This window comes from Pinisolibacter sp. DMC100, from assembly GCF_056313705.1.
On sequence record NZ_JBQUZT010000001.1, the window covers coordinates 398,926 to 421,947 of the forward strand.

A 23,022-nucleotide genomic window follows, 5' to 3' on the forward strand; every position below is an offset into this window, starting at 1 on the left:
GATGACGGTCCTCAAGGCCCACGAGGTCGACGCCTTCCTGAAGGCTCCCGGCGAGCGCTGGGGCGTCGTCCTCGTCCACGGGCCCGACGACGGGCTCGTCACCGAACGCGCCACGGCGATCGTCCGCGCGGCGAGCCCGGGCGACGACCCCTTCTCCCTCGTTCGTCTCGACGGCGCGGAGCTCGTCTCCGACCCCGCCCGCCTCGTCGACGAGGCCCGCACCATCTCGCTCTTCGGTTCGCGCCGTGTCGTCTGGGTGCGCGACTGCGGCGCCCGGGCGATCCTGCCGGCCGTCCAACCGCTGCTCGACGAGCCCGCCAAGGGCAGCCTCGTCGTGCTCGAGGCCGGCGACCTGAAGAAGACGGCGCCGCTGCGCAAGAAGATCGAGGACAGTGCCTCGGCGCTCGCCATCGCCTGCTACGCCGACGGCGCCCAGGACATCGCCCGCCTCGTCGATCGCGAACTGCAGGAGGCCGGCCTCTCGATCGATCGCGACGCCCGCGAGGTGCTGGAGGCCCATCTCGGCGGCGACCGCCTCGCTTCGCGCGGCGAGATCCGCAAGCTCTGCCTCTATGCCCTCGGCCAGAAGAAGGTGACGGTCGCCGATGTCGAGGCGATCGTCGGCGATGCCTCCGCGCTCGCCATGGACGAGTTCATCGACGCCGTCGCCGGCGGCGACCCGGTCGGCGCCGATCGCCTGCTGGCGCGGCTGGCGAGCTCCGGTACCCACGTCTCGGTCGCCGCTTCCGCCCTGATGCGGCATTTCCAGCTGCTCGAGCGCCTGCGCGCCGAGGTCGGCCAGGGCCGCAGCGCCGCGACCGTCGTCGCCGGCGTCCAGCCGCCGATCTTCTTCCGCCGCCGCGACGCCTTCGTCCGTCAGCTCGGCCTGTGGAACCGCGAGCGCCTCGAACGCGCCGCCCGCCTGCTCGACGAGGGCCTGCTGCGCAGCCGCACCATGCCGACGCTCGCCGAAGCGGTCGTCTCCGACGTCGCGCTCACGCTGGCGCGGGCCGCTCGCGCCGCCGATCGGCGCTGACCCTCCGCACGACGCCCGCTCCGGCAATGAAAAAGGCGGCCGAAGCCGCCTCTCTACCCGTCGTGATGCCCGGCCTCAGCCGTCCTTCAGGCGACGCACGATGTCGTCGAGCTGCTCGAGGCTGCGATACCTGATCTCGACCCGTCCCGAGCCGTCGGCCTTGTGGTCGATCGCCACGGCGAGGCCGAGGAGCTCGGTCAGCGAAGCCTCGAGCGCCAGCGTGTCGGCATCCTTCGCCTTCTTCGGCTTGGCCGGCTTCGCCTCGCCCGTTGCCGGCGCCTGCGCCAGCTGCTCGGCGTCGCGCACCGTCAGGCCTTCCTCGACGATCTTCTCGGCGAGCCCCACCGGATCGGCCGCGGTGATCAGCGCGCGGGCGTGACCGGCGGTCAGCCGACCCTCGCGCAGATGCTCCTTGACCGGATCGGGCAGCTTGAGCAGGCGCAGCGTGTTGGCGACATGGCTGCGGCTCTTGCCGATGACCTGGCCGAGATCCTGCTGCGTATAGGCGAATTCGGCGATCAGCTGCTCGTAACCGACGGCCTCTTCGATCGCGTTGAGATCGGAGCGCTGGACGTTCTCGATGATCGCAAGCTCGAGCGCCTCCTTGTCGGAGACCTCCTGCACGATGACCGGAATGTCGTGCTGCCCCGCCTTCTGCGACGCCCGCCAGCGACGCTCGCCGGCGATGATCTCGAAGTGGTTCGCCCGGCCCGGCGCCGACCGCACCAGGATCGGCTGGACGACGCCCTTCTCCTTGATCGACTGCGCCAGATCGGCGAGCTCCTCCTCGCCGAAGTGACGGCGCGGATTGCGCGGATTGGGATGGACCAGATCGATCGGCACGCGCTTGGAGCCGGCGCGCGCCTGCTCGCTCATCGTCTCCGGTTCGGCCATGTCGCCGAGAAGGGCCGCCAGACCGCGCCCCAGACGCTTGCGCTCTTCCATCGTCGTCTCCCCGTCGTCGATCGGTTCGGAACTCGTCTCGGCCGGCCTCACGCCGCCGCGTCGGCCTTGAAGCGGCGCTCGCGCTGGATGATCTCGGAGGCGAGCCGCAGATAGGCCTGGCTGCCCGCCGACTTCAGATCGTAGAGCAGCGCCGGCTTGCCGTAGGACGGCGCCTCGGAAATGCGCACGTTGCGCGGAATGACCGTCTCGTAGACCGTGTCGCCCATGTGCTCGCGCACGTCGGCGACCACCTGGCCCGAGAGATTGTTGCGGGCGTCGTACATGGTCAGCACGATACCGTGGATCGACAACTGCGGGTTGAGCGTGGTCTTGACCTGCTCGACCGTCGACAGGAGCTGGGACAGACCCTCGAGCGCGAAGAACTCGCACTGCAGCGGCACCAGCACCGAATGCGACGCGCACATGGCGTTGACCGTCAGCAGGTTCAGCGACGGCGGGCAGTCGACCAGCACGTAGGAGAAGTGCGGCCGGTCGGCGCCGGCAGAGGCGATGTAGTCGGCGAGCGCGCGACGCAGCCGGAAGGCGCGGTCGGCATGCGAGGCGATCTCCAGCTCGACGCCGAGCAGGTCGAGGGTCGACGGCGCGACCCACAGCCGCGGCACGGCGGTCTCGATCAACACGTCGTCGAGGCCGCAGTCGCCGACCAGAACGTCGTAGGTCGAGCGCTTGCGCTCGCGCCGGGCGATGCCGAGGCCGGTCGAGGCATTGCCCTGGGGATCGAGGTCGAGGATCAGAACCTCCTCGCCGATCGCCGCCAGGGCCGTGCCGAGATTGATCGCGGTCGTGGTCTTGCCGACGCCGCCCTTCTGGTTGGCGAGGGCGAGAACGCGCGGCGACTTCGTCAGGTCGGTCATCGATCGATGCTCCTGGAACCCGGGTCTTTCGGAACGATCCGTCGGATGAGGATCAACCGCCCCGCGGGATCGATCCGACTGATCTGTTCTACCACGTCCAGATTCCAAGATAGAGTGGCTTCGCGCACTTCAGCCGCAAAATCTTGTCCCTTGTGGAAAACGGCGACGGCCCCGCGCGCCACATGTGGCGCCGCCCAACCGACCAGCGTTTCGAGCGGCGCCAAGGCCCGTGCCGAGACCGCGGAGACCGATTCGGCGAATTTTTGCTGGAAATCTTCGATCCGCTCGGCATGGACCGTGGCGGGCGCGCCGGTCTCCCGCGCCACCGTCCGCAGGAACGCCGCCTTGCCCTTGTTGCTCTCGACGAGATGGACGCGCGCGCCCTCCACGTCTGCGAGCAGGATCGCCGTCACCAGACCCGGAAAGCCCGCGCCGGATCCGAAGTCGATCCAGCGCTTGGCGTCCGGCACCGCCGCGAGCGTCTGGACGGAATCGGCGACGTGTCGCCGCCAGATGTCGGGCAGCGTCGAGGGCGCGACGAGGTTCTGGCTCTTCTGCCATTTGCGGACCAACTCGACATAGATGGCGAGTCGTTCCTCTGTTTCACGTGAAACGGGCATGATGTCCCGAAGGAGCACAAAGGGGTCGCCGGTCATCGTATCGGTTCCGAATCCATGTCCCGTTTCGAATCGTTCAGGCCGACTTCGCTGCCTGCAACTTGCGTACATGCGCCAGAACGAGCGTCAATGCCGCCGGTGTCACACCGTCGATCCGCGCCGCCTGACCGAGCGTTCCCGGCCGCGCCGACTGCAGCTTCTGGCGGATCTCGTTGGAGAGCCCGGCCATGGTCGCGTAGTCGAGTTCCACCGGCAGCGCCACCGCCTCGTCGCGCTTCAGCCGCGCCATGTCGTCGGCCTGGCGATCGAGATAGACGGCATACTTCGCGTCGATCTCGACCTGCTCGGCAACCGCCTCGGCGACGTCGGCGAGATCCGGCCAGATCGTCGCCAGCCGCGCGAAGTCGACCTCCGGATGCGCCAGAATCTCGAAGGCCGAGCGCCGGCGTCCATCCTGATTGACCGCGAGCCCGACCTTCTCCGCCTCGTTCGGCGTCAGCGACAGCCCCTCGAGCCGCGCCTCGACATCGGCGATCGCCGCAGCCTTGGCCTCGTACCGCCGCCGCCGCTCGATGTCGACCAGCCCCAGTTCGATCCCGAGCGGGGTCAGGCGCCGATCGGCATTGTCGGCGCGCAGGCTCAGGCGGAACTCGGCGCGCGAGGTGAACATGCGATAGGGCTCGGTGATGCCGCGGGTGACGAGATCGTCGATCATCACGCCGATGTAGCTGTCGGCCCGCGAGAAGGTGACACCGTCTTGGCCCCCCGCGCGTCGCGCCGCGTTGAGACCGGCGACCAGCCCCTGCGCCGCCGCTTCCTCGTAACCGGTGGTGCCGTTGATCTGGCCGGCGAGGAACAGGCCGCGCATACCCTTCGCCTCCAACGTCGGTTCGAGCCCGCGCGGGTCGACATAGTCGTATTCGATGGCATAGCCCGGTCGGAAGATCTCCACCGCCTCGAGCCCCGGAATGGTCCGGAGCAGCGCCAGCTGCGCATCGGCCGGCAACGAGGTCGAGAGCCCGTTGGGATAGACCGTCGCATCGTCGAGCCCCTCCGGCTCGAGGAAGATCTGATGGCCCTCGCGATCGCCGAAGCGGACGATCTTGTCCTCGATCGACGGACAGTAGCGCGGGCCGCGGCTGTCGATCTGACCGCCATACATCGCCGAGCGATCGAGATTGGCGCGGATCACCGCATGGGTCGCGTCGGTCGTCCGGGTGATACCGCAGCGGATCTGCGGCGTCTCGATCCGGTCGGTGAGCATCGAGAAGGTCGAGGGGACGTCGTCGCCCTCCTGCATCTCGACCCGATCCCAGGCGATGGTCCGCCCGTCGAGCCGCGCCGGCGTGCCGGTCTTGAGCCGACCGAGCGTCAGGCCGGCCGCCGCCAGCGCATCGGAGAAGCCGACGACCGCCGGGTCACCGACCCGACCGCCGGAGGTCTTGTCGTGACCGACATGCATCAGCCCATTGAGGAAGGTGCCGGACGCGACGACGACCGCATCGGCCGCGAGCACCCGACCGTCGGCGAGCCGAACACCGGCGACGCGAGGCCCCTCGAAGACCAGCGAGGCCGCCTCCCCCTCGATCACCTCGAGCCGCTCCGTCGCCGTCACCGCGTCCTGGACGGCGCGGGCATAGAGACGCCGATCCATCTGTGCCCGCGGACCGCGCACCGCCGGTCCCTTGCGGCGATTGAGCAGCCGGAACTGGATGCCACCGAGATCGGCCGCGCGACCCATCACGCCGCCGAGCGCGTCGATCTCGCGGACGAGATGACCCTTGCCGAGCCCACCGATCGCCGGATTGCAGGACATCGCGCCGATCGTCTCGAAGCGATGGGTGATGAGCCGGGTCGTCGCCCCCGCCCGCGCCGCCGCGGCCGCCGCTTCGACGCCCGCATGCCCACCACCGATCACGATCACCGTGCCATTCGTCATGTCGTACCCGTCATGGTCATTCATCGGATTCGAAACGGAATCGAATCGACTGATTCACGTGAAACACACCGATCATTTGCCGATGCAGAAGCTGGAGAACACGCGATCCAGCAGATCCTCGACGTCCACCCGCCCCGTGAGCCGTCCCAGTGCATCGGTCGCGCGCCGTAGATGTTCCGCTGCCAGAACGAGATCGTTTCGAGTCTGAATCGCTCGGCCCAGTGCATCGACCACGTCGCCGAGGAGAACGCGATGCCGCTCCCGCGTCGGAACCGCCTCGCCACCGCTCCCCGACAGCGCCTCCGTCGCGAAGGCACCGAGCGCCGCGACCAGCTCATCGATGCCCGCGCCCGTCACCGTCGACACCGCGAAACGCGGATTGGTCGGATCGAACGACCCGGATGCGACGACACCGATACCGAGATCGCTCTTGGCATCGACCAGCCAGGTCGGCGCATCGACACCTTCGGTCAACTCGTGCGCCGCGTCGGGTGCACCGACCGACAGGATCAGATCCGCCGACCGTGCCCGCTCGAGCGCACGCCTTATACCCTCGCGCTCGACCTGGTTCGAGGCCTCGCGCAGACCGGCCGTGTCGACCAGTGTCACCGGACGGCCGGCGAGATCGAGATGCACCTCGAGCACGTCGCGCGTCGTCCCGGCCTCTTCCGAGACGATGGCGACGTCGCGCCGGGCGAGATGATTGAGCAGGCTCGACTTGCCGGCATTGGGCGGGCCGACGATCACCACCTGCAAGCCGTCGCGCAGCCGCTCGCCGCGTCGGGCGTCACCGAGATGTTTCGAAACCGATTCCATCGTCGCCGCAGCGATGGTGAAGGCGCGATCGGCGATCGAATCCGGAATGTCGTCCTCGTCGGCGAAATCGAGATCGGCCTCGATCGCCGCTCGGGCATCGATCAGGTCGGAACGCCAACCGTCGTAGAGCCGCCGCAGCGCCCCCTCGCTCTGCGCCAGCGCCTGCCGACGCTGAGCCTCGGTCTCGGCGGCAAGGAGATCGGCGAGACCTTCGACCTCGGTCAGATCGAGCCGGCCGGAGAGGAAGGCACGCCGCGTGAACTCGCCGGCCTCGGCCGGGCGCACGTCCTCGAACGAGCCGAGGAGATCGGCGAGCGCGCGCACCACGGCGCGCGAGCCGTGGACCTGGAATTCGATCACGTCCTCACCGGTGAAGGAGCCGGGCGCCGGGAACCACAGCACCAGACCGCGATCGATCGGCGAACCGGATCGGTCCCGAATCGACGCGAGCGTCGCCATCCGCGGCCCGGGCACGCGGCCGATCGTCGCCTCGAGCACGGCGCGACAGGCCGGTCCACTGACCCGCATGACCGCGACACCGCTCGGCCAGCCACCGCTCGCCATGGCATAGATCGTGCTCATTCCTCGCTCGAAACTCCTTGCCGACGCGCCACGGCGCGCCAGTTTCATCACGGCCCATCCGCGCGGAGACGACCTTGCCCCTGCCCGATCGCAACCTGCTCGCCGACACCGCCAGCCCCTATCTCATCGCCCATGCCGACAACCCGGTCCATTGGCGCCCCTGGGGCCCGGAAGCCTTGGCCGAAGCAGCGGAGAAGAACAAGCCGATTCTGCTGTCGATCGGCTATGCCGCCTGCCATTGGTGCCACGTGATGGCGCACGAGTCCTTCGAGGACCCCGATGTCGCGGCGGTGATGAACCGGCATTTCGTGAACATCAAGGTCGATCGCGAGGAACGTCCCGACATCGACCACATCTACATGACGGCGCTCCACGCCTTCAACGAGCGTGGCGGCTGGCCGCTGACCATGTTCCTCGATCCCGCCGGCCGGCCCTATTGGGGCGGCACCTATTTTCCGCGCGAGGCGAAATGGGGCCATCCCGGCATCATTCCGGTGCTCGAGGAAATGGCACGTCTGTGGCGCGAGGAACCCGACAAATGCGACAAGAACGCCGGCGCGGTCCATCGCCGTCTGGCGGCGCGCGCGGCGAGCGGCCCGACACCGTCGCTCGGTGTCGACTTCCTCGATGCCGTCGCCGATCGGCTGCTCGGCATGGTCGATCCGGTCAACGGCGGCGTCGGCTCGGCGCCGAAGTTCCCGCAGACGCCGATCCTCGACTTCTTCTGGTCGGCCTCGCGGCGGCGCGCCGGACGGCAAGCGGCCGATGCGGTCACGCTGACGCTCGAGCGTATGAGCCGCGGCGGCATCTATGACCACCTCGGCGGCGGCTTCGCCCGCTACTCGACCGACGAACGTTGGCTCGTCCCGCATTTCGAGAAGATGCTCTACGACAACGCCCAGCTCCTGCCGCTGCTCGGCCGCGCCTGGACCTCGACCGGCCATCCGTCGTTCCGCGCCCGAATCGAAGAGACGGTCGGCTGGCTGGCGCGCGAGATGCGTCTGCCCGGCGGCGCTTTCGCCTCGGCACTCGACGCCGACAGCGAGCACGAGGAAGGCAAGTTCTACGTCTGGAGCGATGCCGAGATCCGCGAGATCCTCGGCCCCGACGCCACCGAGTTCGCCGCCGCCTACGACGTCTCCCCGCAGGGCAACTGGGAGGGCAAGGTCGTCCTCTCCCGCCTCGAGGACACCGGCCGCTGGGACCGCGACCGCGAGGCGCGCCTGGCTGCGGCGCGCGCGAAACTCTTCGCCCGCCGTGAGACCCGCGTCCGCCCGGCGCTCGACGACAAGGTCCTCGCCGACTGGAACGGCGCGACGATCCATGCGCTGGTCGAGGTCGGCCGTCGGCTCGACCGATCGGACTGGATCGAGCTCGCCGTCGGCGCCTATCGTTTCGTCGCCGATTCCATGAGCCGCGGCGATCGCCTCGCCCATGCCCACCGCGACGGCCGCGACGTCTTCCCCGGCCTCGCCTCCGACCTCGCCCACATGGCCCGCGCCGCGATCATCCTCGCCGAGACGCTCGGCCGCGACCCCTGGCTCGCCGACGCGGTGCGCTGGATGGAGGCGCTCGACCGGCACCATGCCGATCCGGCCGGCGGCTGGTTCCTCACCGCCGACGATGCCGAAGCCCTGGTCGTGCGCCCCGCCCCGACCAAGGACGATGCGACGCCCAATCCGATGTCGGTCGCGCTCGACAACTGCATCCGTCTGGCGACGCCGACCGGCGAGGCGCGGTGGCACGAGCGGGTCGAGGCGGTCCTGACGAAACTCTCGACCACCATGCTCGCCGACATCTGGTCGACGGCCTCGCTGTCGACGGCGCTCGACTTCGCCATCGGCGCGGTCGAGGTGGTGCTGGTCGTGCCGAAGGAGACGGATGCGACGCCGCTGCGTCGTGTCGTCTTCGAATCGACCGACCCGCGGGTCATCCTGTTCGAAACCGAATCGACCGCCGACCTTCCGGCCTCCCACCCGGCACACGGCAAGCCGTCGATCGACGGCTTGGCCACGGCCTGGGTCTGTCGCGAAGGCTCGTGCGGTCTGCCGCTGACCGAACCGGGACCACTCAGGACGCTGCTCGAAACCGGGCGCTACGTCTGAACGACCCACGTGTCGGATCGACACCGATTCGAGCGTGTCACACGGATTCACGTGAAACACGACGCGAAACGCAGAAGGCCCCGGATCGCTCCGAGGCCTTCGTCGTTCGATGCGCTGCCGATTCGATCAGGTGTTCATCGAGTCGAAGAAGTCGGCGTTGCGCTTGGTCTGACGCAGCTTGTCGAGCAGGAACTCGATCGCATCGACCGTACCCATCGGCGTGAGGATGCGGCGCAGCACATAGGTCTTCTTGAGCATGTCGGCCGGGACCAACAGCTCTTCCTTGCGGGTGCCGGAGCGGGTGATGTCGATCGACGGGAAGACGCGCTTGTCGGCGACCTTGCGGTCGAGAATGATCTCGGAGTTGCCGGTGCCCTTGAACTCTTCGAAGATCACTTCGTCCATGCGGCTGCCGGTCTCGATCAGCGCCGTGGCGATGATGGTCAGCGAACCGCCGTTCTCGATGTTGCGCGCCGCGCCGAAGAAGCGCTTCGGACGCTGCAGGGCGTTGGCGTCGACACCGCCGGTCAGCACCTTGCCCGACGACGGCACGACGGTGTTGTAGGCACGGCCGAGGCGGGTGATCGAATCGAGCAGGATGACGACGTCGCGGCCGTGTTCGACCAGGCGCTTCGCCTTCTCGATCACCATCTCGGCGACCTGGACGTGACGAGACGCCGGCTCGTCGAAGGTCGAGGAGACGACCTCGCCCTTCACCGTGCGCTGCATGTCGGTCACTTCTTCCGGGCGCTCGTCGATCAGCAGGACGATCAGGAAGCATTCCGGATGGTTCGAGGTGATCGACCGGGCGATGTTCTGCAGCAGGACCGTCTTACCGGTACGCGGCGGGGCGACGATCAGCGCGCGCTGGCCCTTGCCGAGCGGCGAGACGATGTCGATGACGCGGGCCGACATGTCCTTCGACGTCGGCTCCTCCGGCTCCATCTTGAATCGGCTGTCGGGATAGAGCGGCGTCAGGTTGTCGAAGTTGACCTTGTGACGGGCGCGCTCCGGATCCTCGAAGTTGATCGTGTTGACCTTCAGCAGCGCGAAGTAGCGCTCGCCTTCCTTCGGGGAGCGGATGTGGCCCTCGACCGTGTCGCCGGTCCTGAGCGAGAAGCGGCGGATCTGCGAGGGCGACACGTAGATGTCGTCGGGACCGGGCAGATAGTTGGCGTCGGGCGAACGCAGGAAGCCGAAGCCGTCCTGCAGCACCTCGACGACGCCTTCGCCGATGATCTCGACCTCGCGCGCCGCCAGCTGCTTGAGGATCGCGAACATCAGCTCCTGCTTGCGCATGGTGGAGGCGTTCTCGACCTCGAGTTCCTCGGCGAAGGCGAGGAGTTCGGTCGGCGACTTGGACTTGAGGTCCTGGAGCTTGAGCTGCTGCATGGAGGGGGGATCTCTGACGGATGGACGATCGGTGCCGGCACGATGCCGGGCGACGTCTTGCTTGATGTCCGATGCCGCAGCGATGAAGGACGAGACGTCCGCGGCATGCGAGAGGGGGGAGCGAAACGGGGAGCGGCGCTGCCGGGCCTCCGAACTTCCGGCGCGTACGCCGTGAAGAACCGTCTCTGAGGAAGGTGGCGGGAAAATAGCGATTCCGGCCGCTTCGCACAAGCCCCCGTCTCGAACCGGCAGATCGGGCGCGGGACACCCACGCCGACCGGACGTCAGAACGGCTTGACGATCACCAGGATGACGACGGCGATCATGATCAGCGTCGGCACCTCGTTCATGAAGCGCCAGAAGCGATGGTCGCGCCGGCCCTCGTCGCGGGCGAAGTCGGCGACCGCCTTGGCGAAATAGCCGTGCGCAGCGGAAAGTCCGAGCACCAGGGCGAGCTTGGCGTGGAGCCAGCCGCCCTTGAAGCCGAACATCACGATGGCGATCCACAGACCCGCCACCCAGGCGACGATCATCGCCGGATTGATGATGTAGCGCATCAGCTTGCGCTCCATCACCTTGAACGTCTCCGACGCCTCGGAGCCGACCGCGACGCCGCAGTGATAGACGAAGAGCCGCGGCAGATAGAGCATGCCGGCCATCCACGAGATGACGGCGATCACGTGCAGCGACTTGATCCACTCGTAGCCCTTGGGACCGATGCCCCAGACCGAGAGACCGAGCGCTCCGCCGGTGATCGCCAGAAAGACGATCGCCCGCTTCGCCCTGACCGCCACTTCCTCGCGCGTCGCCGCCATGCCGTCACCTCACCGCTTGGCCGCACGGACCCGATCGACGAGCCGCGTCATGTTGGCCGGATCGGCATCCGGCGTGATGCCGTGGCCGAGATTGAAGATCAGGCGCCCGTTCCCGAGCCCCTCGAGGACCCGGTCGACGCCCTCGTCGAGCGCCTTGCCGCCGACCACGACCCGCATCGGATCGAGATTGCCCTGCACCGCGACCTTCGACTGGATGTGCTCACGGGCGAAGGCATGCGGCATGGTCCAGTCGATGCCGACCGCATCGACGCCCGTCTCGACGACATAGCGCGCGAGCAGTGCCTGGGAACCCTTCGGGAAGCCGATGATCTTGGCGCCCGGGTGGATCGCCCGCACGCCGGCGACGATCCGCGCGGTCGGCGCGATCACCCAGCGAGCGAATTCGTACTCGTCGAGGATGCCGGCCCAGGTGTCGAAGATCTGCACGGCGTCGGCGCCGCAGGAGATCTGCCGGGCGAGATAGGCGATCGAGGCCTCGACGAGGACGTCGATCAGCGTGCCGAAGGCGACGGGATCACGCAGTGCCGCCTTGCGTGCCGGACCCTGATCCGCCGTACCCCGGCCGGCGACCATATAGGTCGCCACGGTCCAGGGAGCCCCGCAGAAGCCGAGGAAGGTAGTCTCCGACGGCAGGGCCGCCCGGATCATCTCGACCGCTTCGTAGACCGGTCCCAGACGATCGTGGATCGTCGACGGATCGAGATCGCCCACACGGGAGAAGTCGAGGGGTTCGAGGACCGGCCCCTCGCCTTCCTGGAAAGCCACCTTGCGGCCGAGCGCATCGGGAATGACCAGGATGTCGGAGAACAGGATCGCCGCATCGAAGCCGTATCGCCGGATCGGCTGGAGCGTCACCTCGGTCGCGAGCTTCGGAGTGTAGCAGAGATCGAGGAAGCCACCGGCTTCCGCCCGCGTCGCCCGATACTCCGGCAGATAGCGACCCGCCTGCCGCATGACCCAGATCGGCGGGGGAAACACGCTCTCGCCGGAGAGCACCGCCATCACCTTCCGATCGCCCATGTCGGGGTCCTCTCCATCCACACCGTCACTCTTCAAATCATTCTTCGAATGAAGATTGTTGTGACTCTTTGACGGTGGATTACCGGGATCTCGCCCGATCCACAATGACTCACGTGAAACCAACCGTTCGGACGACGCGCCACCGTCTCGAAAGGGCGATTCCGACCGACCGCCTCGTTAACCTCTCGTTAATCTGTCTTTACAAAAGGTTGACGAGACCGTTCGAAGATCGCGCCTGTGGACGAGGAGTCGACGATTCCCGCCAGACCGATGTCTCGTCCACCGCGTCGATCCGACACCCCCGTTCGGCTCTCGCCGTTCGTCCCTGTTGATCGAATTGCACGAAGGGGAGAGAGTGACCCTCGCCGGGTCGCCGACGCCGATTTCTCCACCGTTGCCCGCCGCCTGGGGACAGTTGCGTGAACACATCCTCCAAGTTCTTTCACCTGCACCTGATTTCGGATTCGACGGGTGAGACGCTGATCACCGTCGCGCGCGCCGCCGCCGCCCAGTACGAGGCGATCGAGCCGATCGAGCACATCCATCCCCTGATCCGAGTCGACCGCCACCTCGACAAGGCGCTGGTCGAGATCGAGCAGTTCCCCGGCATCGTGCTCTACACGCTGGTGAACCCGGAGCTCTCCTCGCGGCTCGAGCGTTTCTGCCGTGACCAGGGCCTACCCTGCGTCTCGGTGCTGAGCCCGGTGCTCGACATCTTCCGCTCGTTCCTGAACGTGACCGAGAGCGCGCGCGCCGGCGCCCAGCACTCGCTCGATGCCGACTATTTCAAGCGCATCGAGGCGATGAACTTCACCATGGCGCACGACGACGGCCAGTTGCCGCACGACCTCGACGAGGCCGACGTCGTCATCCTCGGCGTGTCGCGCACCTCGAAGACGCCGACCTCGATCTATCTGGCGAACCGCGGCATCAAGACCGCCAACATCCCGATCGTGCCGGAGATCCCGCCGCCGCCGTCGCTCTTCACCATCTCTCGGCCGCTGGTGGTGGGCCTCATCGCCAGCCCCGACCGCATCGCCCAGATCCGCGAGAACCGCGTGCTGGCGATGGGTTCGAAGTCCTTCGACACGACCTATGTCGACCGGCCGTCGATCGCCGCCGAGCTCGGCCTGATGCGGCGCCTCTGCGCCGATCGCGACTGGCCGGTGATCGACGTCACCCGCCGCTCGATCGAAGAGACCGCCGCCGCCATCATCAATCTGCTGCGCGACCATCGCCGCGGCTGAACCCGGGATCCCATGACCGAGACCCTCGTCCTCGCCTCGCGCAGTCGCTCGCGCATCGCCCTTCTCGAAGGCGCCGGCCTCGCCTTTGCCGCCGAACCCTCCGATGTCGACGAACGCGCGGTGGAGGCGCCGCTGCTCGCCGCAGGCAGCGATCCGGGCGCCATCGCCCTGCATCTCGCCGAGGCCAAGGCGCTCGACGTCGCCGCCCGCCGCCCTGCCGATCTGGTCCTCGGTTGCGACCAGACCCTCGGTCTCGACGGCGAACGCTTCGTCAAGCCGGAGAACCGCGACGAAGGCCGCCGCCAGCTCGAGCGTCTCCGTGGGCGAACCCACGAACTCCATTCGGCGCTGGTGCTCGCCCGTGGGTCGACGGTCGTCTGGCGTCACGTCTCGGTCGCTCGCATGACCATGCGCGCCTTCTCCGACGCCTTCCTCGACGCCTACTGCGCCACCGTCGGCGACGCCGTGCTCTCCTCCGTCGGCTGCTACCAGCTGGAAGGTCCGGGCATCACGCTGTTCGAGGCGATCGACGGCGACTATTTCACCATCCTCGGCCTGCCGCTCCTGCCGCTCCTCGCCGAGCTGCGCCGCACGGGACACCTCGCTGCATGACCGACGCTCCCGCTCCCAAGGCCTTCGTCATCGGCTGGCCGATCGCCCAGTCGCGCTCGCCGATGATCCACGGCCACTGGCTCGCGACGCTGGGTCTCGAGGGCTCCTACGAGAAGATCCCCGTGTCCCCGGAGAACGTGGAGAACTTCCTGCGGAACCTGCCCGCCTCCGGCTTCGTCGGCGGCAATGTCACGGTTCCGCACAAGGAGATCGCCTATCGGATCGCTTCCGAAAGGGATGCGGTGGCGGAAGCGACCGGTGCAGTGAACACCCTGTGGATCGACGGTGGACGGATCTGTGGCGCCAACACCGACGCCCCCGGCTTCATCGCCAATCTCGACGATCGTGCCCCCGGCTGGGATACTCGCCCCGGCGACGCGGTCGTGCTCGGCGCCGGCGGTGCCGCTTCGGCCGTCGCCTGGGGCCTGAAGAACCGCGGCTTCCGCGTCCGCTTGGTCAACCGCACCCTCGCCCGCGCCGAAGCGCTCGCCGCCCGCATCGGCGGCGACACCACGGCGCACGGCTGGGACGAGGTGCCGAAGCTGCTCGCGGGTGCCCGCATCCTCGTCAACACCACCTCGCTCGGCATGACCGGCAAGGACGGCATGACGATCGACCTTTCGTCGCTCGCCGACGGCACCCTCGTCACCGACATCGTCTACGTGCCGCTGGTGACGCCGCTCCTCGCCGCGGCGAAGGCGCGCGGTCTGCCGATCGTCGACGGGCTCGGCATGCTGCTGCACCAGGCGGTGCCCGGCTTCGAACGCTGGTTCGGCCGCCGCCCCGAGGTGACGCCGGAACTGCGCCGTCTGATCCTCGCCGATCTCGGAGTGGTCGAATGATCGTCCTCGGTCTCACCGGCTCGATCGGCATGGGCAAGTCGACGACCGCGGATCTCTTCCGCGCCGCCGGCGTTCCCGTGCACGACGCCGATGCGACCGTCCATGCGCTCTACACGAACGAGGCCGTGGCGCCGATCGAGGCGGCCTTCCCAGGCACCACCGTCGACGGCCGCGTCGACCGCGCCGCTCTCGGCGCCCGCGTGCTCGGCGACGACGCGGCGGTGAAGCGGCTCGAGGCGATCGTTCACCCGCTGGTGCGCGCCGCCGAACTGCGGTTCCTCGCCGCCGAAAGCGCGAAGGGCCGCGCCGTCGTCGTCCTCGACATCCCGCTCCTCTTCGAGACCGGCGGCGAGAGCCGCGTCGACGCCGTCGTGACGGTCACCGCGCCGGCCGAGGTCCAGCGCGCCCGCGTCCTCGCCCGGCCCGGCATGACGCCGGAGAAGTTCGACCAGATCCGCGCCCGCCAGCTTCCCGACATCGAGAAGCGCCGGCGCTCGCATTTCCTCGTCGACACCGCCCGCGGCATCGACCCGGCGCGGGCCCAGGTCGAGGGCATCCTACGCGCTTGCCGGGGGATGACGGGCAGCATCGCGACCTCGAGGCTTGAAGCCGCGGCGGCGAGCTGATTCCATGGCGCCCGATCCGGGAGAGCCACCTTGCGCGAGATCGTCTTCGATACCGAAACCACGGGCTTCGACCCCCGCACCGGCGACCGCGTCGTCGAGATCGGCTGCGTCGAGCTGGTCAACCACATCGTCTCGGGCCAGACCTTCCACGTCTACATCAACCCGGAACGGTCGATGCCGCGCTCGGCCTTCGAGGTCCACGGCCTCTCCGACGAGTTCCTCGCCGACAAGCCGAAGTTCGCCGAGATCGCGGAAGGGTTTCTCGCCTTCGTCGGCGACGCCCGCCTCGTCGCCCACAACGCCGAATTCGACTTCAAGTTCATCAACGCCGAGTTCGCCCGCCTCGGGCTCCCGCCGCTCGGGCCCGATCGCATGGTCGACACGCTGGCGCTCGCCAAGCGGCGCCACCCCGCCGGCCCCAACTCGCTCGACGCGCTGTGCTCGCGCTACGGCATCGACAACTCCCGCCGCGAGAAGCACGGCGCACTGCTCGACAGCGAGCTGCTGGCCGAGGTTTACGTCGAACTGCTCGGCGGTCGCCAGGCGGCCCTCGGCCTCGTCACCGACGAGCCCGGCCGCAACCGCCGCGCCGACGGCGGCATCGCCACCCGCAACGGCCCGCGCGTTCGCCCGGTGCCGCTCGCCTCGCGGCTCGAGCCCGAGGCCGATGCCGCCCACCGCGCCTTCGTCGCCAAGATGGGTGAGAAGGCGCTCTGGTCGGAATATGCCGACCTCGACTTTCCGGTCGTCGGCGAGGCGTGAGATCTGTCCGACACGGGTTCCGAAACGAAGAAGGCCCCGGATCGCTCCGGGGCCTTCGTGCACTTCGGTCGCGGCGCGAACGTCAGTTGACGTTGGCGGCGGCGCGGGCCGCGTTCTGCTGATAGAGCGCGACGAAGTCGATCGGGTCGAGCAGCAGGGGCGGGAAGCCGCCGTTGCGGGTCGCTTCGGCGAGGATCTGGCGCGCGAAGGGGAAGAGCAGACGCGGGCACTCGATCAGCACGAAGGGATGGAGGTGCTCTTCCGGCACGTTCTGGATGCGGAAGAGGCCGGCGTAGAGCAGCTCGACGGCGAAGAGCACGGCCTCGCCGGACTTGCCCTTGGCTTCGATCCTCAGCTCGACCTCGAACTCGGTCGCCGACAGCGGCTGGGCGCCGACGTTGACGTTGATCTCGATCTGCGGACCCTCCGGCTGCGGCGCCAGCGAGTTCGGGGCGTTGGGGTTCTCGAAGGAGAGATCCTTGACGTACTGCACGAGCACGTTCAGGGAGGGGGCCTGGGCCTGCGCCTCGGCGCCGTTTTCTTCGCTCATCGCTAGTCTCCGGAATGGCCGGACGCCGGTCCGGGCCGAAAGGGTGGCGATTGGCTAGCATGGGGCGAACGCGCGAACAAGTCGCGACGCTGCGACTTCCGCGCCCCTACCCCTCGAACATGGGGCTGGGAGTTGCTAGATAAGGAGAAACGTGTCGAAAGAACCGTCGCCGCGCCTCCCGCCGGCGAGTCGCCGAGGATCGGATCGAAATGCGCCTGGATGTCTATACCATCGTGTTCTTCGCCATTGCGGTGGTGATCTTCGTACGCCTCTACGGCGTGCTGGGTCAGAAGAACGGATCGGAACGTCCGCCGTTCCGACTGCCCGACGACACCGACGACGGTACCGCCGGCAACGACAACGTCATTCCGATGCCGCGGCCGAACGATCCCGTCCGCCGCGACGTCGAACCCCTCGCCCCGGCGCCCGCCGCCGAGCCCGTGCCCGACACCACCCCCGACACGCCGCTCTCGGCTGCGCTGCGCATGATCGCTTCGTCCGATCGTGCCTTCGATCCGGTCCGCTTCGTCGAGGGTGCCAAGATCGCCTACGAGATGGTCGTCACCGCCTATGCCGCCGGTGATCGCAAGGCGCTGAAGACGCTCCTCTCCAAGGAGGTCATGGACAGCTTCTCCGCCGGCATCGACGCCCGCGAGAAGCGCGGCGAGAAGGTCGACTTCACCTTCGTCGGTCTCGACCGGACCGAGATCGTCGAGGCCGAGGTGGCCGAGGGCGTCGCCCGTCTGACGGTGCGCTTCGCCGCCAAGGTGATCTCGGTGACGACCGCCGCCGACGGCACCGTCGTCGACGGTGACGCCGCTCGCCTCGCCGATCTGGTCGACGTCTGGACCTTCGCCCGCGAGATCCGCTCGTCCGATCCGAACTGGCGCCTGGTCGAAACCCGCGCGGCCGCCTGATCGCCCCAACCCGTCGCCTCGATGCCGCGAGCGGAACGACCGACATGAGCGAAGCGATCGCCGATCTCGTTCCCCTCGCCTTCGCCGATCTCCCCGGCTGGGGCGAGGCGGCGCTCGCGCCCGCCTTCGCCGCCTTCCGCCGCGCGGCACCGCACCGCGTGGCGAAGCCGCCGAAGACACGCGCCCTCGGCATCGACGGCGCGGCCCTCGCCCGTGTGTCCGCGCGGGCGCTCGACCTGCCGGAAACGCTCGACGAGCCCGCCGCACGCGCCTTCTTCGAGGCGCAGTTCGCCCCCCGCCGGATCGTGCCGCGCGAGGGGCAACCCTTCCTCACCGGCTATTTCGAGCCCGAGGTCGAGGGCACCCGCCGCAGCGACGATCCGCGCTTCCCGGTGCCGCTCCTCGCCCGTCCCGACGATCTCGTCGACGTCGACGCGGGCAATCGCCCGGCCGATCTCGATCCCTCTTACGCCTTCGCGCGGCGGAGCGAAGACGGCACTCTCGTCCCCTACCACGATCGCGCCGCGCTCGAGGACGGGGCGCTCGCCGGCCGCGGGCTCGAGCTCGCCCATCTCGCCGATCCGGTCGAGGCCTTCTTCGTCCACGTCCAGGGCTCGGTCCGCATCCGCCTCGTCGACGGCGGCGTCATGCGCCTCGCCTATGCCGCCAAGGCGGGCCACCCCTACACGTCGATCGGCAAGTTGGCGATCGAGCGCGGCCTGATCCCGGCGGAAGAGATGACGCTCGAGCGCCTGCGTCGCTGGTTGACCGACCACCCGGCCGAGGGCCGCACCCTGATGCGCGAGAACCGATCCTACGTCTTCTTCGCCGAGCAGACCGGCCTCGACGACGACCTCGGCGCGGTCGCCGCCTCCGGCGTGCAGGTGACGCCCGGCGTGTCGCTCGCCGTCGATCGGACGCTCATGACCTTCGGCACGCCGATCTTCCTCGCCGCCGATCTGCCGACCGGCGTGGACGGAGCGATCGAGCCCTTCCACCGGCTGATGCTCTCCGAGGACACCGGTTCGGCCATCGTCGGCCCGGCCCGCGGCGACGTCTTCTTCGGCCTCGGCCCCACCGCTGCCGCGGTTGCCGGTCGTATCCGCCACGTACCGGACGCCTTCGTCGCCCTGGTTCCGCGGGACGGAGGTCGGCCATGAGCTCGAGCCGCACCCGTCGCCGCACCCGTCTCCTCGGTGACGACGAGCGCCGCCTCTGGGCCAAGGTGGCCGAGACGGTCGAGCCGCTCGACCCGCGCGCCGCCGCCCGCGCCCTCGCCGAGGCGGCGGAGGTGGTCGCGGAAGCTCCGGTCGCCGCCCCGTCGCCGGTCGCCGAAGCGGAACCCCCGCCCCCGCCCCCGCCCCCGCGCGAGCGCATCACGCTGCGCCCGACCGGCCCGACGCGGCGCCAACCGTCCGGGCGCCTGCCGGTGATTCACGTGAAACACTTCGCCGAGTCGTCGCACCTGCCGCCCGCGGTGGCGCCGCCGCCCTCGCTCGAGCGGATCGATCACCGCACCAAGCGCCGCCTGCGCAACGGAGCCGTGCCGATCGACGACCGGCTCGATCTCCACGGCATGACGCAGGAGGCGGCCCATTCGGCGCTGCGCGGCTTCCTGGTACTGGCGCGCTCGCGCGGCGCCCGCATCGTTCTGGTCATCACCGGCAAGGGCAAGCCGAAGCCCGGAAGCGACCCGCACGACCGTGGCATCCTGCGTCGCGCGGTGCCGCACTGGCTGTCCGATCCGTCTCTGCGCGATTGGGTGATCGGTTTCGAAGAGGCGCATCTGGCGCATGGCGGCGCCGGCGCGATCTACGTGCGGCTGAGGCGCCCGCGGGGCGGGGAGGGGACGGCATGACGCCCTTCGGAGCGAAGATCCGGCAGCTGCGCGACGAGCGCGGTGTGACGCTGAAGGAGATGGCGGGCGCCCTCGGCGTCTCCGCCTCCTATCTCTCGGCGCTCGAACACGGCAAACGCGGCGTGCCGACCTGGTATCTGGTCCAGCGCATCATCGCCTATTTCAACGTGATCTGGGACGAGGCGGAGGAACTCCAACGCCTCGCCGAGGCCTCCGACCCGCGCGTCGTCGTCGACACCTCGGGTCTCGCGCCGGAGGCGACGGAACTGGCGAACCTTCTCGCCCAACGCATCCGCGGTCTGTCGAAGGCGTCGCTGAAAGATCTCTCCCACCGGGTGCGCGCGGCGGCGGCCAAGGATGGGGCTTGAGACGGGCGATCGGTTCGAAATCGAATCGATCGCTTCCGAATCGATCACCACCTCACAGAATGAACCGGCTCAAATCCGTGTTCTTCGCCAGCTCGCCGACGTTCTCGCGGACCAGGGCGGCGTCGATGACGATCGTCTCGCCGGAGCGGTCCGGGGCAGTGAAGGAGATCTCGTCGAGGATCCGCTCCATCACCGTCTGCAGCCGCCGTGCGCCGATGTTCTCGACCGTGGCGTTGATCTCGACCGCGACGCCGGCGATCTCCGAGATCGCTTCGGGGGTGACCTCGAGCGTCACGCCCTCCGTCGCCATCAGCGCGACGTACTGCTTGATCAGGCTCGCCTCGGTCTCGGTCAGGATGCGCTCGAAGTCTTCCTTCGTCAGCGGCTTCAGCTCGACGCGGATCGGCAGGCGGCCCTGGAGTTCGGGCAGAAGGTCGGCCGGCGTCGCCACGTGGAAGGCGCCGGAGGCGATGAAGAGCACGTGGTCGGTCTTCACCGGCCCGTATTTGGTCGAGACCGTCGTGCCCTCGATCAGCGGCAACAGGTCGCGCTGCACGCCTTCCCGTGAAACGTCGGCGCCACCGCCGCGGCCCTCGCGGACGCAGATCTTGTCGATCTCGTCGAGGAAGACGATGCCGTTCTCCTCGACCGCGCGGATCGCCTCGGTGACGACGCTCTCCTGATCGACCAGCTTGTCGGATTCCTCCGCCATCAGCGGCCCGTGGGCCTCGGCGACCGTCACCTTGCGCGCTTTGCGCTGGCCACCGAAGGCCTTGCCGAAGATGTCGCCGAGGTTCATCACGCCGACCGAACCGCCGCCGGGCATGCCGGGCAGCTCGAAGTTCGGCATGGCGGCGGGCGCCGCCACCTCGATCTCGATCTCCTTGTCGTTCAGCTCGCCGGCCCGGAGCTTGCGGCGGAAACTGTCGCGGGTCGCGGGTGAGGCGGACTTGCCGACCAGCGCGTCGAGCACGCGCTCCTCCGCCGCCATTTCGGCCTTGGCGCGGACCTCGGTCCGCTTGCGCGCCTTGACCAGCCCGATGCCGATCTCGACCAGATCGCGGACGATCGAATCGACGTCGCGGCCGACGTAGCCGACCTCGGTGAACTTGGTCGCCTCGACCTTGAGGAAGGGCGCGTCGGCGAGCCTGGCGAGGCGACGCGAGATCTCGGTCTTGCCGACGCCGGTCGGGCCGATCATCAGGATGTTCTTCGGCAGCACCTCGTCGCGCAGCGCGCCTTCGAGCTGCTGACGGCGCCAGCGGTTGCGCAGCGCGATGGCGACGGCGCGCTTGGCGTCCTTCTGGCCGACGATGTGGCGATCGAGTTCGGAGACGATCTCGCGGGGCGAGAAATTGGTCATGACGCTTGGCCTCGGGGGACGCGGGGAGCGGGGACGACCGCGCGCACCGCGGCCGGAACGAATGTGAGGACGGCCGCGCGCAGCGGCGCCCAGGCGACGGAGAGGCCGAGCACCACGGCGCCGACGAGACCGACGGTCAGGGCTTCGTCGATCGACCCGGTCCAACCGGCGCCGCGGATCAGCATCAGGATCGAGCCGCCGAAATAGACGAGCGCAGAGACGAGCAGGGCACGGCGGTCGACCACGATGGCGACGAGGGCGATCACCGCGAACATCGCCAGGATCAGCGCCGGGGCCGCGCCCGAGACGGTGGCGAAGCCGGCGCCGAGCAGGGAAGCGAGCGGATGGACGATCAGCGGGGCGGCCAGCACGTGCAGCCAGAAGGCGGTGTCGGTGCGCCGCGTCCGCCTCTCGCGGTCGGAGAAGTCCCACTTCATCGCCAGCGCGAAGACGCCGAGGCCCAACACCAGACAGACCGCGCCGAAATAGGCGTCGAGGAAGGGCCGCGCGACACCGGCGAGGAGACCGACCGTCATCGCGATCGCGCCGGCCGCTGCGGCGGCGACCGAGATCGGCACGCCGAAGCGGCGCCAGTGGACATAGCCGCCGATCAGCATGGCGAGGCCGGCGCCGAGCGCCACGAAGGGGCCGCCGCCGCCACTCGCCATGACGACGCTGCCGCCGCAGGCGGCGACGAAGAGGGCGACGAGCACGATGCTCGGAAAAGCCATGCGGCGGCGCGCGGTGAAGATCTCGGCGAGGCCCCAGGCGAGCACGGCGACGGCCGGACCGGCCGCGATCGGCGCGAACTGGAAGCCGAGGACGACGACCGCGCCGGTGAGCAGCGCGATGCCGAGGGTGACGAAGACGTCGTTGAACGAGGTGACGAAGCGCACCGCCTCCTCGTCGGCTGCGGCGGGCAGTTCCCGCCCGCGCGCGGTGGCGAAGGCGGCGAGCGCCGTCGCGGTCTCCGCCGCGATCACGCCGGCGGCGACCGCCGCGTCGAGATCGGCCGGGCCGATGGAGAAGGCGGGATCGTCGGGCCGAATGCCGCCGTCGCTCATGTCAGATCGTCTCCACGACGACGTTGGTGTTGGTGTAGACGCAGATCTCGGCGGCGATCGCCATCGCCTTTCGCGCGATCGCCTCGGCGTCGAGATCCTGATCGATCAGCGCCCGCGCCGCCGCCAGAGCATAGGTGCCGCCCGAGCCGATGCCGGCGACGCCGCCTTCCGGCTCCAGCACGTCGCCATTGCCGGTCAGAACCAGCGTCGTGGTGGCATCCGCGACGATCATCATCGCTTCCAGCCGGCGCAGGTAGCGATCGGTGCGCCAGTCCTTGGCGAGCTCGACGCAGGCGCGCGTCAGCTGCCCGGGATACTGCTCGAGCTTCTTCTCCAGCCGCTCGAACAGGGTGAAGGCGTCGGCGGTCGCCCCGGCGAAGCCGCCGATCACGTCGCCGCGGCCGATCCGGCGCACCTTGCGCGCCGTGTGCTTGATCACGGTCGCCCCGAGCGTCACCTGCCCGTCGCCGGCCACCACGACCTTGGCACCCTTGCGGACGGCGACGATGGTGGTTCCGTGCCAGCTCTCGGGGGAGGAAGCGGTGGGCGTGGTCATGGGGGGCTCCGGGGGTCTCTCGAGGGCGCGGACGGCGTCGCGGTTCGTCTCATGTAGGCGTCCCGGCGGACAATGCAAATGGGGGCGTCGGAGG

Annotated in this window: 23 protein-coding genes; 11 read left to right on the forward strand and 12 right to left on the reverse strand. The window is 68.9% G+C overall.

Annotated elements, in window-relative coordinates; genetic code table 11:
* Nucleotide 1 precedes the first annotated feature (1 nt).
* Nucleotides 2-1,036, forward strand: coding sequence for a DNA polymerase III subunit delta (gene holA, locus ACT541_RS01930; RefSeq protein WP_476133848.1), 1,035 nt, complete (start codon nt 2-4; stop codon nt 1,034-1,036).
* 75 nt (nt 1,037-1,111) lie between these two features.
* Here the strand turns inward: holA and ACT541_RS01935 are convergent, their stop codons facing one another.
* The 5 genes from ACT541_RS01935 to mnmE all read right to left on the reverse strand — a co-directional run bounded on the left by ACT541_RS01935 (nt 1,112) and on the right by mnmE (nt 6,810).
* Nucleotides 1,112-1,981 carry a ParB/RepB/Spo0J family partition protein gene (locus tag ACT541_RS01935; RefSeq protein WP_476133850.1) on the reverse strand — a complete coding sequence of 290 codons (870 nt, stop codon included), beginning with the start codon at nt 1,979-1,981 and terminating at the stop codon, nt 1,112-1,114.
* A 47-nt stretch (nt 1,982-2,028) separates the two neighbouring features.
* The gene (locus ACT541_RS01940) at nt 2,029-2,856 is read right to left on the reverse strand and encodes a ParA family protein (RefSeq protein ID WP_476133852.1); all 828 of its coding nucleotides are present in this window, start codon (nt 2,854-2,856) and stop codon (nt 2,029-2,031) included.
* Nucleotides 2,853-3,512, reverse strand: a complete 660-nt coding sequence (gene rsmG / locus ACT541_RS01945) for a 16S rRNA (guanine(527)-N(7))-methyltransferase RsmG (RefSeq protein WP_476133854.1) — start codon at nt 3,510-3,512, stop codon at nt 2,853-2,855. Before rsmG ends, ACT541_RS01940 begins: the two co-directional genes overlap by 4 nt.
* A 37-nt stretch (nt 3,513-3,549) precedes the next feature.
* On the reverse strand, nt 3,550-5,412 hold the full coding sequence (gene mnmG / locus ACT541_RS01950) for a tRNA uridine-5-carboxymethylaminomethyl(34) synthesis enzyme MnmG (RefSeq protein ID WP_476133856.1): 1,863 nt from the start codon (nt 5,410-5,412) through the stop codon (nt 3,550-3,552).
* A 72-nt stretch (nt 5,413-5,484) separates the two neighbouring features.
* On the reverse strand, nt 5,485-6,810 hold the full coding sequence (gene mnmE, locus ACT541_RS01955) for a tRNA uridine-5-carboxymethylaminomethyl(34) synthesis GTPase MnmE (protein WP_476133857.1): 1,326 nt from the start codon (nt 6,808-6,810) through the stop codon (nt 5,485-5,487).
* 74 nt (nt 6,811-6,884) lie between these two features.
* On the opposite strand from mnmE, the gene ACT541_RS01960 reads away from it, so the two are divergent.
* Nucleotides 6,885-8,915, forward strand: a complete 2,031-nt coding sequence (locus ACT541_RS01960) for a thioredoxin domain-containing protein (RefSeq protein WP_476133859.1) — start codon at nt 6,885-6,887, stop codon at nt 8,913-8,915.
* A 126-nt stretch (nt 8,916-9,041) separates the two neighbouring features.
* Here ACT541_RS01960 and rho read toward each other — a convergent pair whose 3' ends face one another.
* From rho to hemE, 3 genes are all read right to left on the reverse strand, one after another.
* Nucleotides 9,042-10,307 carry a transcription termination factor Rho gene (gene rho, locus ACT541_RS01965; protein ID WP_476133860.1) on the reverse strand — a complete coding sequence of 422 codons (1,266 nt, stop codon included), beginning with the start codon at nt 10,305-10,307 and terminating at the stop codon, nt 9,042-9,044.
* Nucleotides 10,308-10,591: 284 nt separating this feature from the next.
* Complete coding sequence (gene hemJ, locus ACT541_RS01970; protein WP_476133861.1) at nt 10,592-11,122, reverse strand: protoporphyrinogen oxidase HemJ; 531 nt, start codon at nt 11,120-11,122, stop codon at nt 10,592-10,594.
* 9 nt (nt 11,123-11,131) lie between these two features.
* Entirely contained in the window at nt 11,132-12,163 is a 1,032-nt protein-coding gene (gene hemE, locus ACT541_RS01975; protein WP_476133863.1) for a uroporphyrinogen decarboxylase, read from the reverse strand.
* A gap of 419 nt (nt 12,164-12,582) precedes the next feature.
* Between hemE and ACT541_RS01980 the strand changes: the two genes are divergently transcribed.
* From ACT541_RS01980 to dnaQ, 5 genes are read left to right on the forward strand one after another with little or no spacing between them, the layout of a single operon-like run.
* Nucleotides 12,583-13,410, forward strand: coding sequence for a pyruvate, water dikinase regulatory protein (locus ACT541_RS01980; RefSeq protein WP_476133864.1), 828 nt, complete (start codon nt 12,583-12,585; stop codon nt 13,408-13,410).
* A gap of 12 nt (nt 13,411-13,422) precedes the next feature.
* Nucleotides 13,423-14,022 carry a Maf family protein gene (locus tag ACT541_RS01985; protein ID WP_476133865.1) on the forward strand — a complete coding sequence of 200 codons (600 nt, stop codon included), beginning with the start codon at nt 13,423-13,425 and terminating at the stop codon, nt 14,020-14,022.
* Nucleotides 14,019-14,864 carry a shikimate dehydrogenase gene (locus ACT541_RS01990; protein WP_476133867.1) on the forward strand — a complete coding sequence of 282 codons (846 nt, stop codon included), beginning with the start codon at nt 14,019-14,021 and terminating at the stop codon, nt 14,862-14,864. The genes ACT541_RS01985 and ACT541_RS01990 overlap by 4 nt, the downstream gene beginning before the upstream one ends.
* Complete coding sequence (coaE, locus tag ACT541_RS01995; RefSeq protein ID WP_476133869.1) at nt 14,861-15,490, forward strand: dephospho-CoA kinase; 630 nt, start codon at nt 14,861-14,863, stop codon at nt 15,488-15,490. Before ACT541_RS01990 ends, coaE begins: the two co-directional genes overlap by 4 nt.
* Before the next feature lie 30 nt (nt 15,491-15,520).
* Nucleotides 15,521-16,252, forward strand: a complete 732-nt coding sequence (gene dnaQ / locus ACT541_RS02000; RefSeq protein WP_476133871.1) for a DNA polymerase III subunit epsilon — start codon at nt 15,521-15,523, stop codon at nt 16,250-16,252.
* Between the two features lie 82 nt (nt 16,253-16,334).
* Here the strand turns inward: dnaQ and secB are convergent, their stop codons facing one another.
* On the reverse strand, nt 16,335-16,802 hold the full coding sequence (secB, locus tag ACT541_RS02005; RefSeq protein WP_476133872.1) for a protein-export chaperone SecB: 468 nt from the start codon (nt 16,800-16,802) through the stop codon (nt 16,335-16,337).
* Between the two features lie 209 nt (nt 16,803-17,011).
* On the opposite strand from secB, the gene ACT541_RS02010 reads away from it, so the two are divergent.
* The 4 genes from ACT541_RS02010 to ACT541_RS02025 are packed head-to-tail and all read left to right on the forward strand — an operon-like array spanning nt 17,012 to nt 19,945.
* Nucleotides 17,012-17,719 (forward strand): Tim44/TimA family putative adaptor protein, encoded by a 708-nt coding sequence (locus ACT541_RS02010; RefSeq protein WP_476133874.1) that lies wholly within the window; start codon nt 17,012-17,014, stop codon nt 17,717-17,719.
* 44 nt (nt 17,720-17,763) lie between these two features.
* Nucleotides 17,764-18,879, forward strand: coding sequence for a murein transglycosylase A (mltA, locus tag ACT541_RS02015; protein WP_476133876.1), 1,116 nt, complete (start codon nt 17,764-17,766; stop codon nt 18,877-18,879).
* Complete coding sequence (locus ACT541_RS02020; protein WP_476133877.1) at nt 18,876-19,577, forward strand: Smr/MutS family protein; 702 nt, start codon at nt 18,876-18,878, stop codon at nt 19,575-19,577. Before mltA ends, ACT541_RS02020 begins: the two co-directional genes overlap by 4 nt.
* Entirely contained in the window at nt 19,574-19,945 is a 372-nt protein-coding gene (locus ACT541_RS02025; RefSeq protein ID WP_476133878.1) for a helix-turn-helix domain-containing protein, read from the forward strand. Before ACT541_RS02020 ends, ACT541_RS02025 begins: the two co-directional genes overlap by 4 nt.
* Nucleotides 19,946-19,997: 52 nt before the next feature.
* Here ACT541_RS02025 and hslU read toward each other — a convergent pair whose 3' ends face one another.
* Genes hslU through hslV form a run of 3 tightly spaced genes read right to left on the reverse strand, consistent with a single transcriptional unit; the run spans nt 19,998 to nt 22,928 of the window.
* A complete protein-coding gene (hslU, locus tag ACT541_RS02030; protein ID WP_476133880.1) occupies nt 19,998-21,308 on the reverse strand; it encodes an ATP-dependent protease ATPase subunit HslU in 1,311 nt (436 codons plus the stop codon).
* A complete protein-coding gene (locus ACT541_RS02035; RefSeq protein ID WP_476133881.1) occupies nt 21,305-22,372 on the reverse strand; it encodes a hypothetical protein in 1,068 nt (355 codons plus the stop codon). The genes hslU and ACT541_RS02035 overlap by 4 nt, the downstream gene beginning before the upstream one ends.
* 1 nt (nt 22,373) lies before the next feature.
* Nucleotides 22,374-22,928, reverse strand: coding sequence for an ATP-dependent protease subunit HslV (hslV, locus tag ACT541_RS02040; protein ID WP_476133882.1), 555 nt, complete (start codon nt 22,926-22,928; stop codon nt 22,374-22,376).
* Between the last annotated feature and the right edge of the window lie 94 nt (nt 22,929-23,022).

Coding starts and splice junctions, on each gene's coding strand:
- secB (WP_476133872.1), bottom strand. CDS start 16,802: ATGAGCGAAGAAAACGGCGCCGAGGCGCAGGCCCAGGCCCCCTCCCTG.
- hemE (WP_476133863.1), bottom strand. CDS start 12,163: ATGGGCGATCGGAAGGTGATGGCGGTGCTCTCCGGCGAGAGCGTGTTT.
- ACT541_RS02035 (WP_476133881.1), bottom strand. CDS start 22,372: ATGAGCGACGGCGGCATTCGGCCCGACGATCCCGCCTTCTCCATCGGC.
- hslU (WP_476133880.1), bottom strand. CDS start 21,308: ATGACCAATTTCTCGCCCCGCGAGATCGTCTCCGAACTCGATCGCCAC.
- rho (WP_476133860.1), bottom strand. CDS start 10,307: ATGCAGCAGCTCAAGCTCCAGGACCTCAAGTCCAAGTCGCCGACCGAA.
- mnmE (WP_476133857.1), bottom strand. CDS start 6,810: ATGAGCACGATCTATGCCATGGCGAGCGGTGGCTGGCCGAGCGGTGTC.
- ACT541_RS02010 (WP_476133874.1), top strand. CDS start 17,012: ATGCGCCTGGATGTCTATACCATCGTGTTCTTCGCCATTGCGGTGGTG.
- hslV (WP_476133882.1), bottom strand. CDS start 22,928: ATGACCACGCCCACCGCTTCCTCCCCCGAGAGCTGGCACGGAACCACC.
- ACT541_RS02020 (WP_476133877.1), top strand. CDS start 18,876: ATGAGCTCGAGCCGCACCCGTCGCCGCACCCGTCTCCTCGGTGACGAC.
- rsmG (WP_476133854.1), bottom strand. CDS start 3,512: ATGACCGGCGACCCCTTTGTGCTCCTTCGGGACATCATGCCCGTTTCA.
- ACT541_RS01990 (WP_476133867.1), top strand. CDS start 14,019: ATGACCGACGCTCCCGCTCCCAAGGCCTTCGTCATCGGCTGGCCGATC.
- ACT541_RS02025 (WP_476133878.1), top strand. CDS start 19,574: ATGACGCCCTTCGGAGCGAAGATCCGGCAGCTGCGCGACGAGCGCGGT.
- mltA (WP_476133876.1), top strand. CDS start 17,764: ATGAGCGAAGCGATCGCCGATCTCGTTCCCCTCGCCTTCGCCGATCTC.
- ACT541_RS01935 (WP_476133850.1), bottom strand. CDS start 1,981: ATGGAAGAGCGCAAGCGTCTGGGGCGCGGTCTGGCGGCCCTTCTCGGC.
- coaE (WP_476133869.1), top strand. CDS start 14,861: ATGATCGTCCTCGGTCTCACCGGCTCGATCGGCATGGGCAAGTCGACG.
- ACT541_RS01940 (WP_476133852.1), bottom strand. CDS start 2,856: ATGACCGACCTGACGAAGTCGCCGCGCGTTCTCGCCCTCGCCAACCAG.
- holA (WP_476133848.1), top strand. CDS start 2: ATGACGGTCCTCAAGGCCCACGAGGTCGACGCCTTCCTGAAGGCTCCC.
- ACT541_RS01985 (WP_476133865.1), top strand. CDS start 13,423: ATGACCGAGACCCTCGTCCTCGCCTCGCGCAGTCGCTCGCGCATCGCC.
- mnmG (WP_476133856.1), bottom strand. CDS start 5,412: ATGACGAATGGCACGGTGATCGTGATCGGTGGTGGGCATGCGGGCGTC.
- hemJ (WP_476133861.1), bottom strand. CDS start 11,122: ATGGCGGCGACGCGCGAGGAAGTGGCGGTCAGGGCGAAGCGGGCGATC.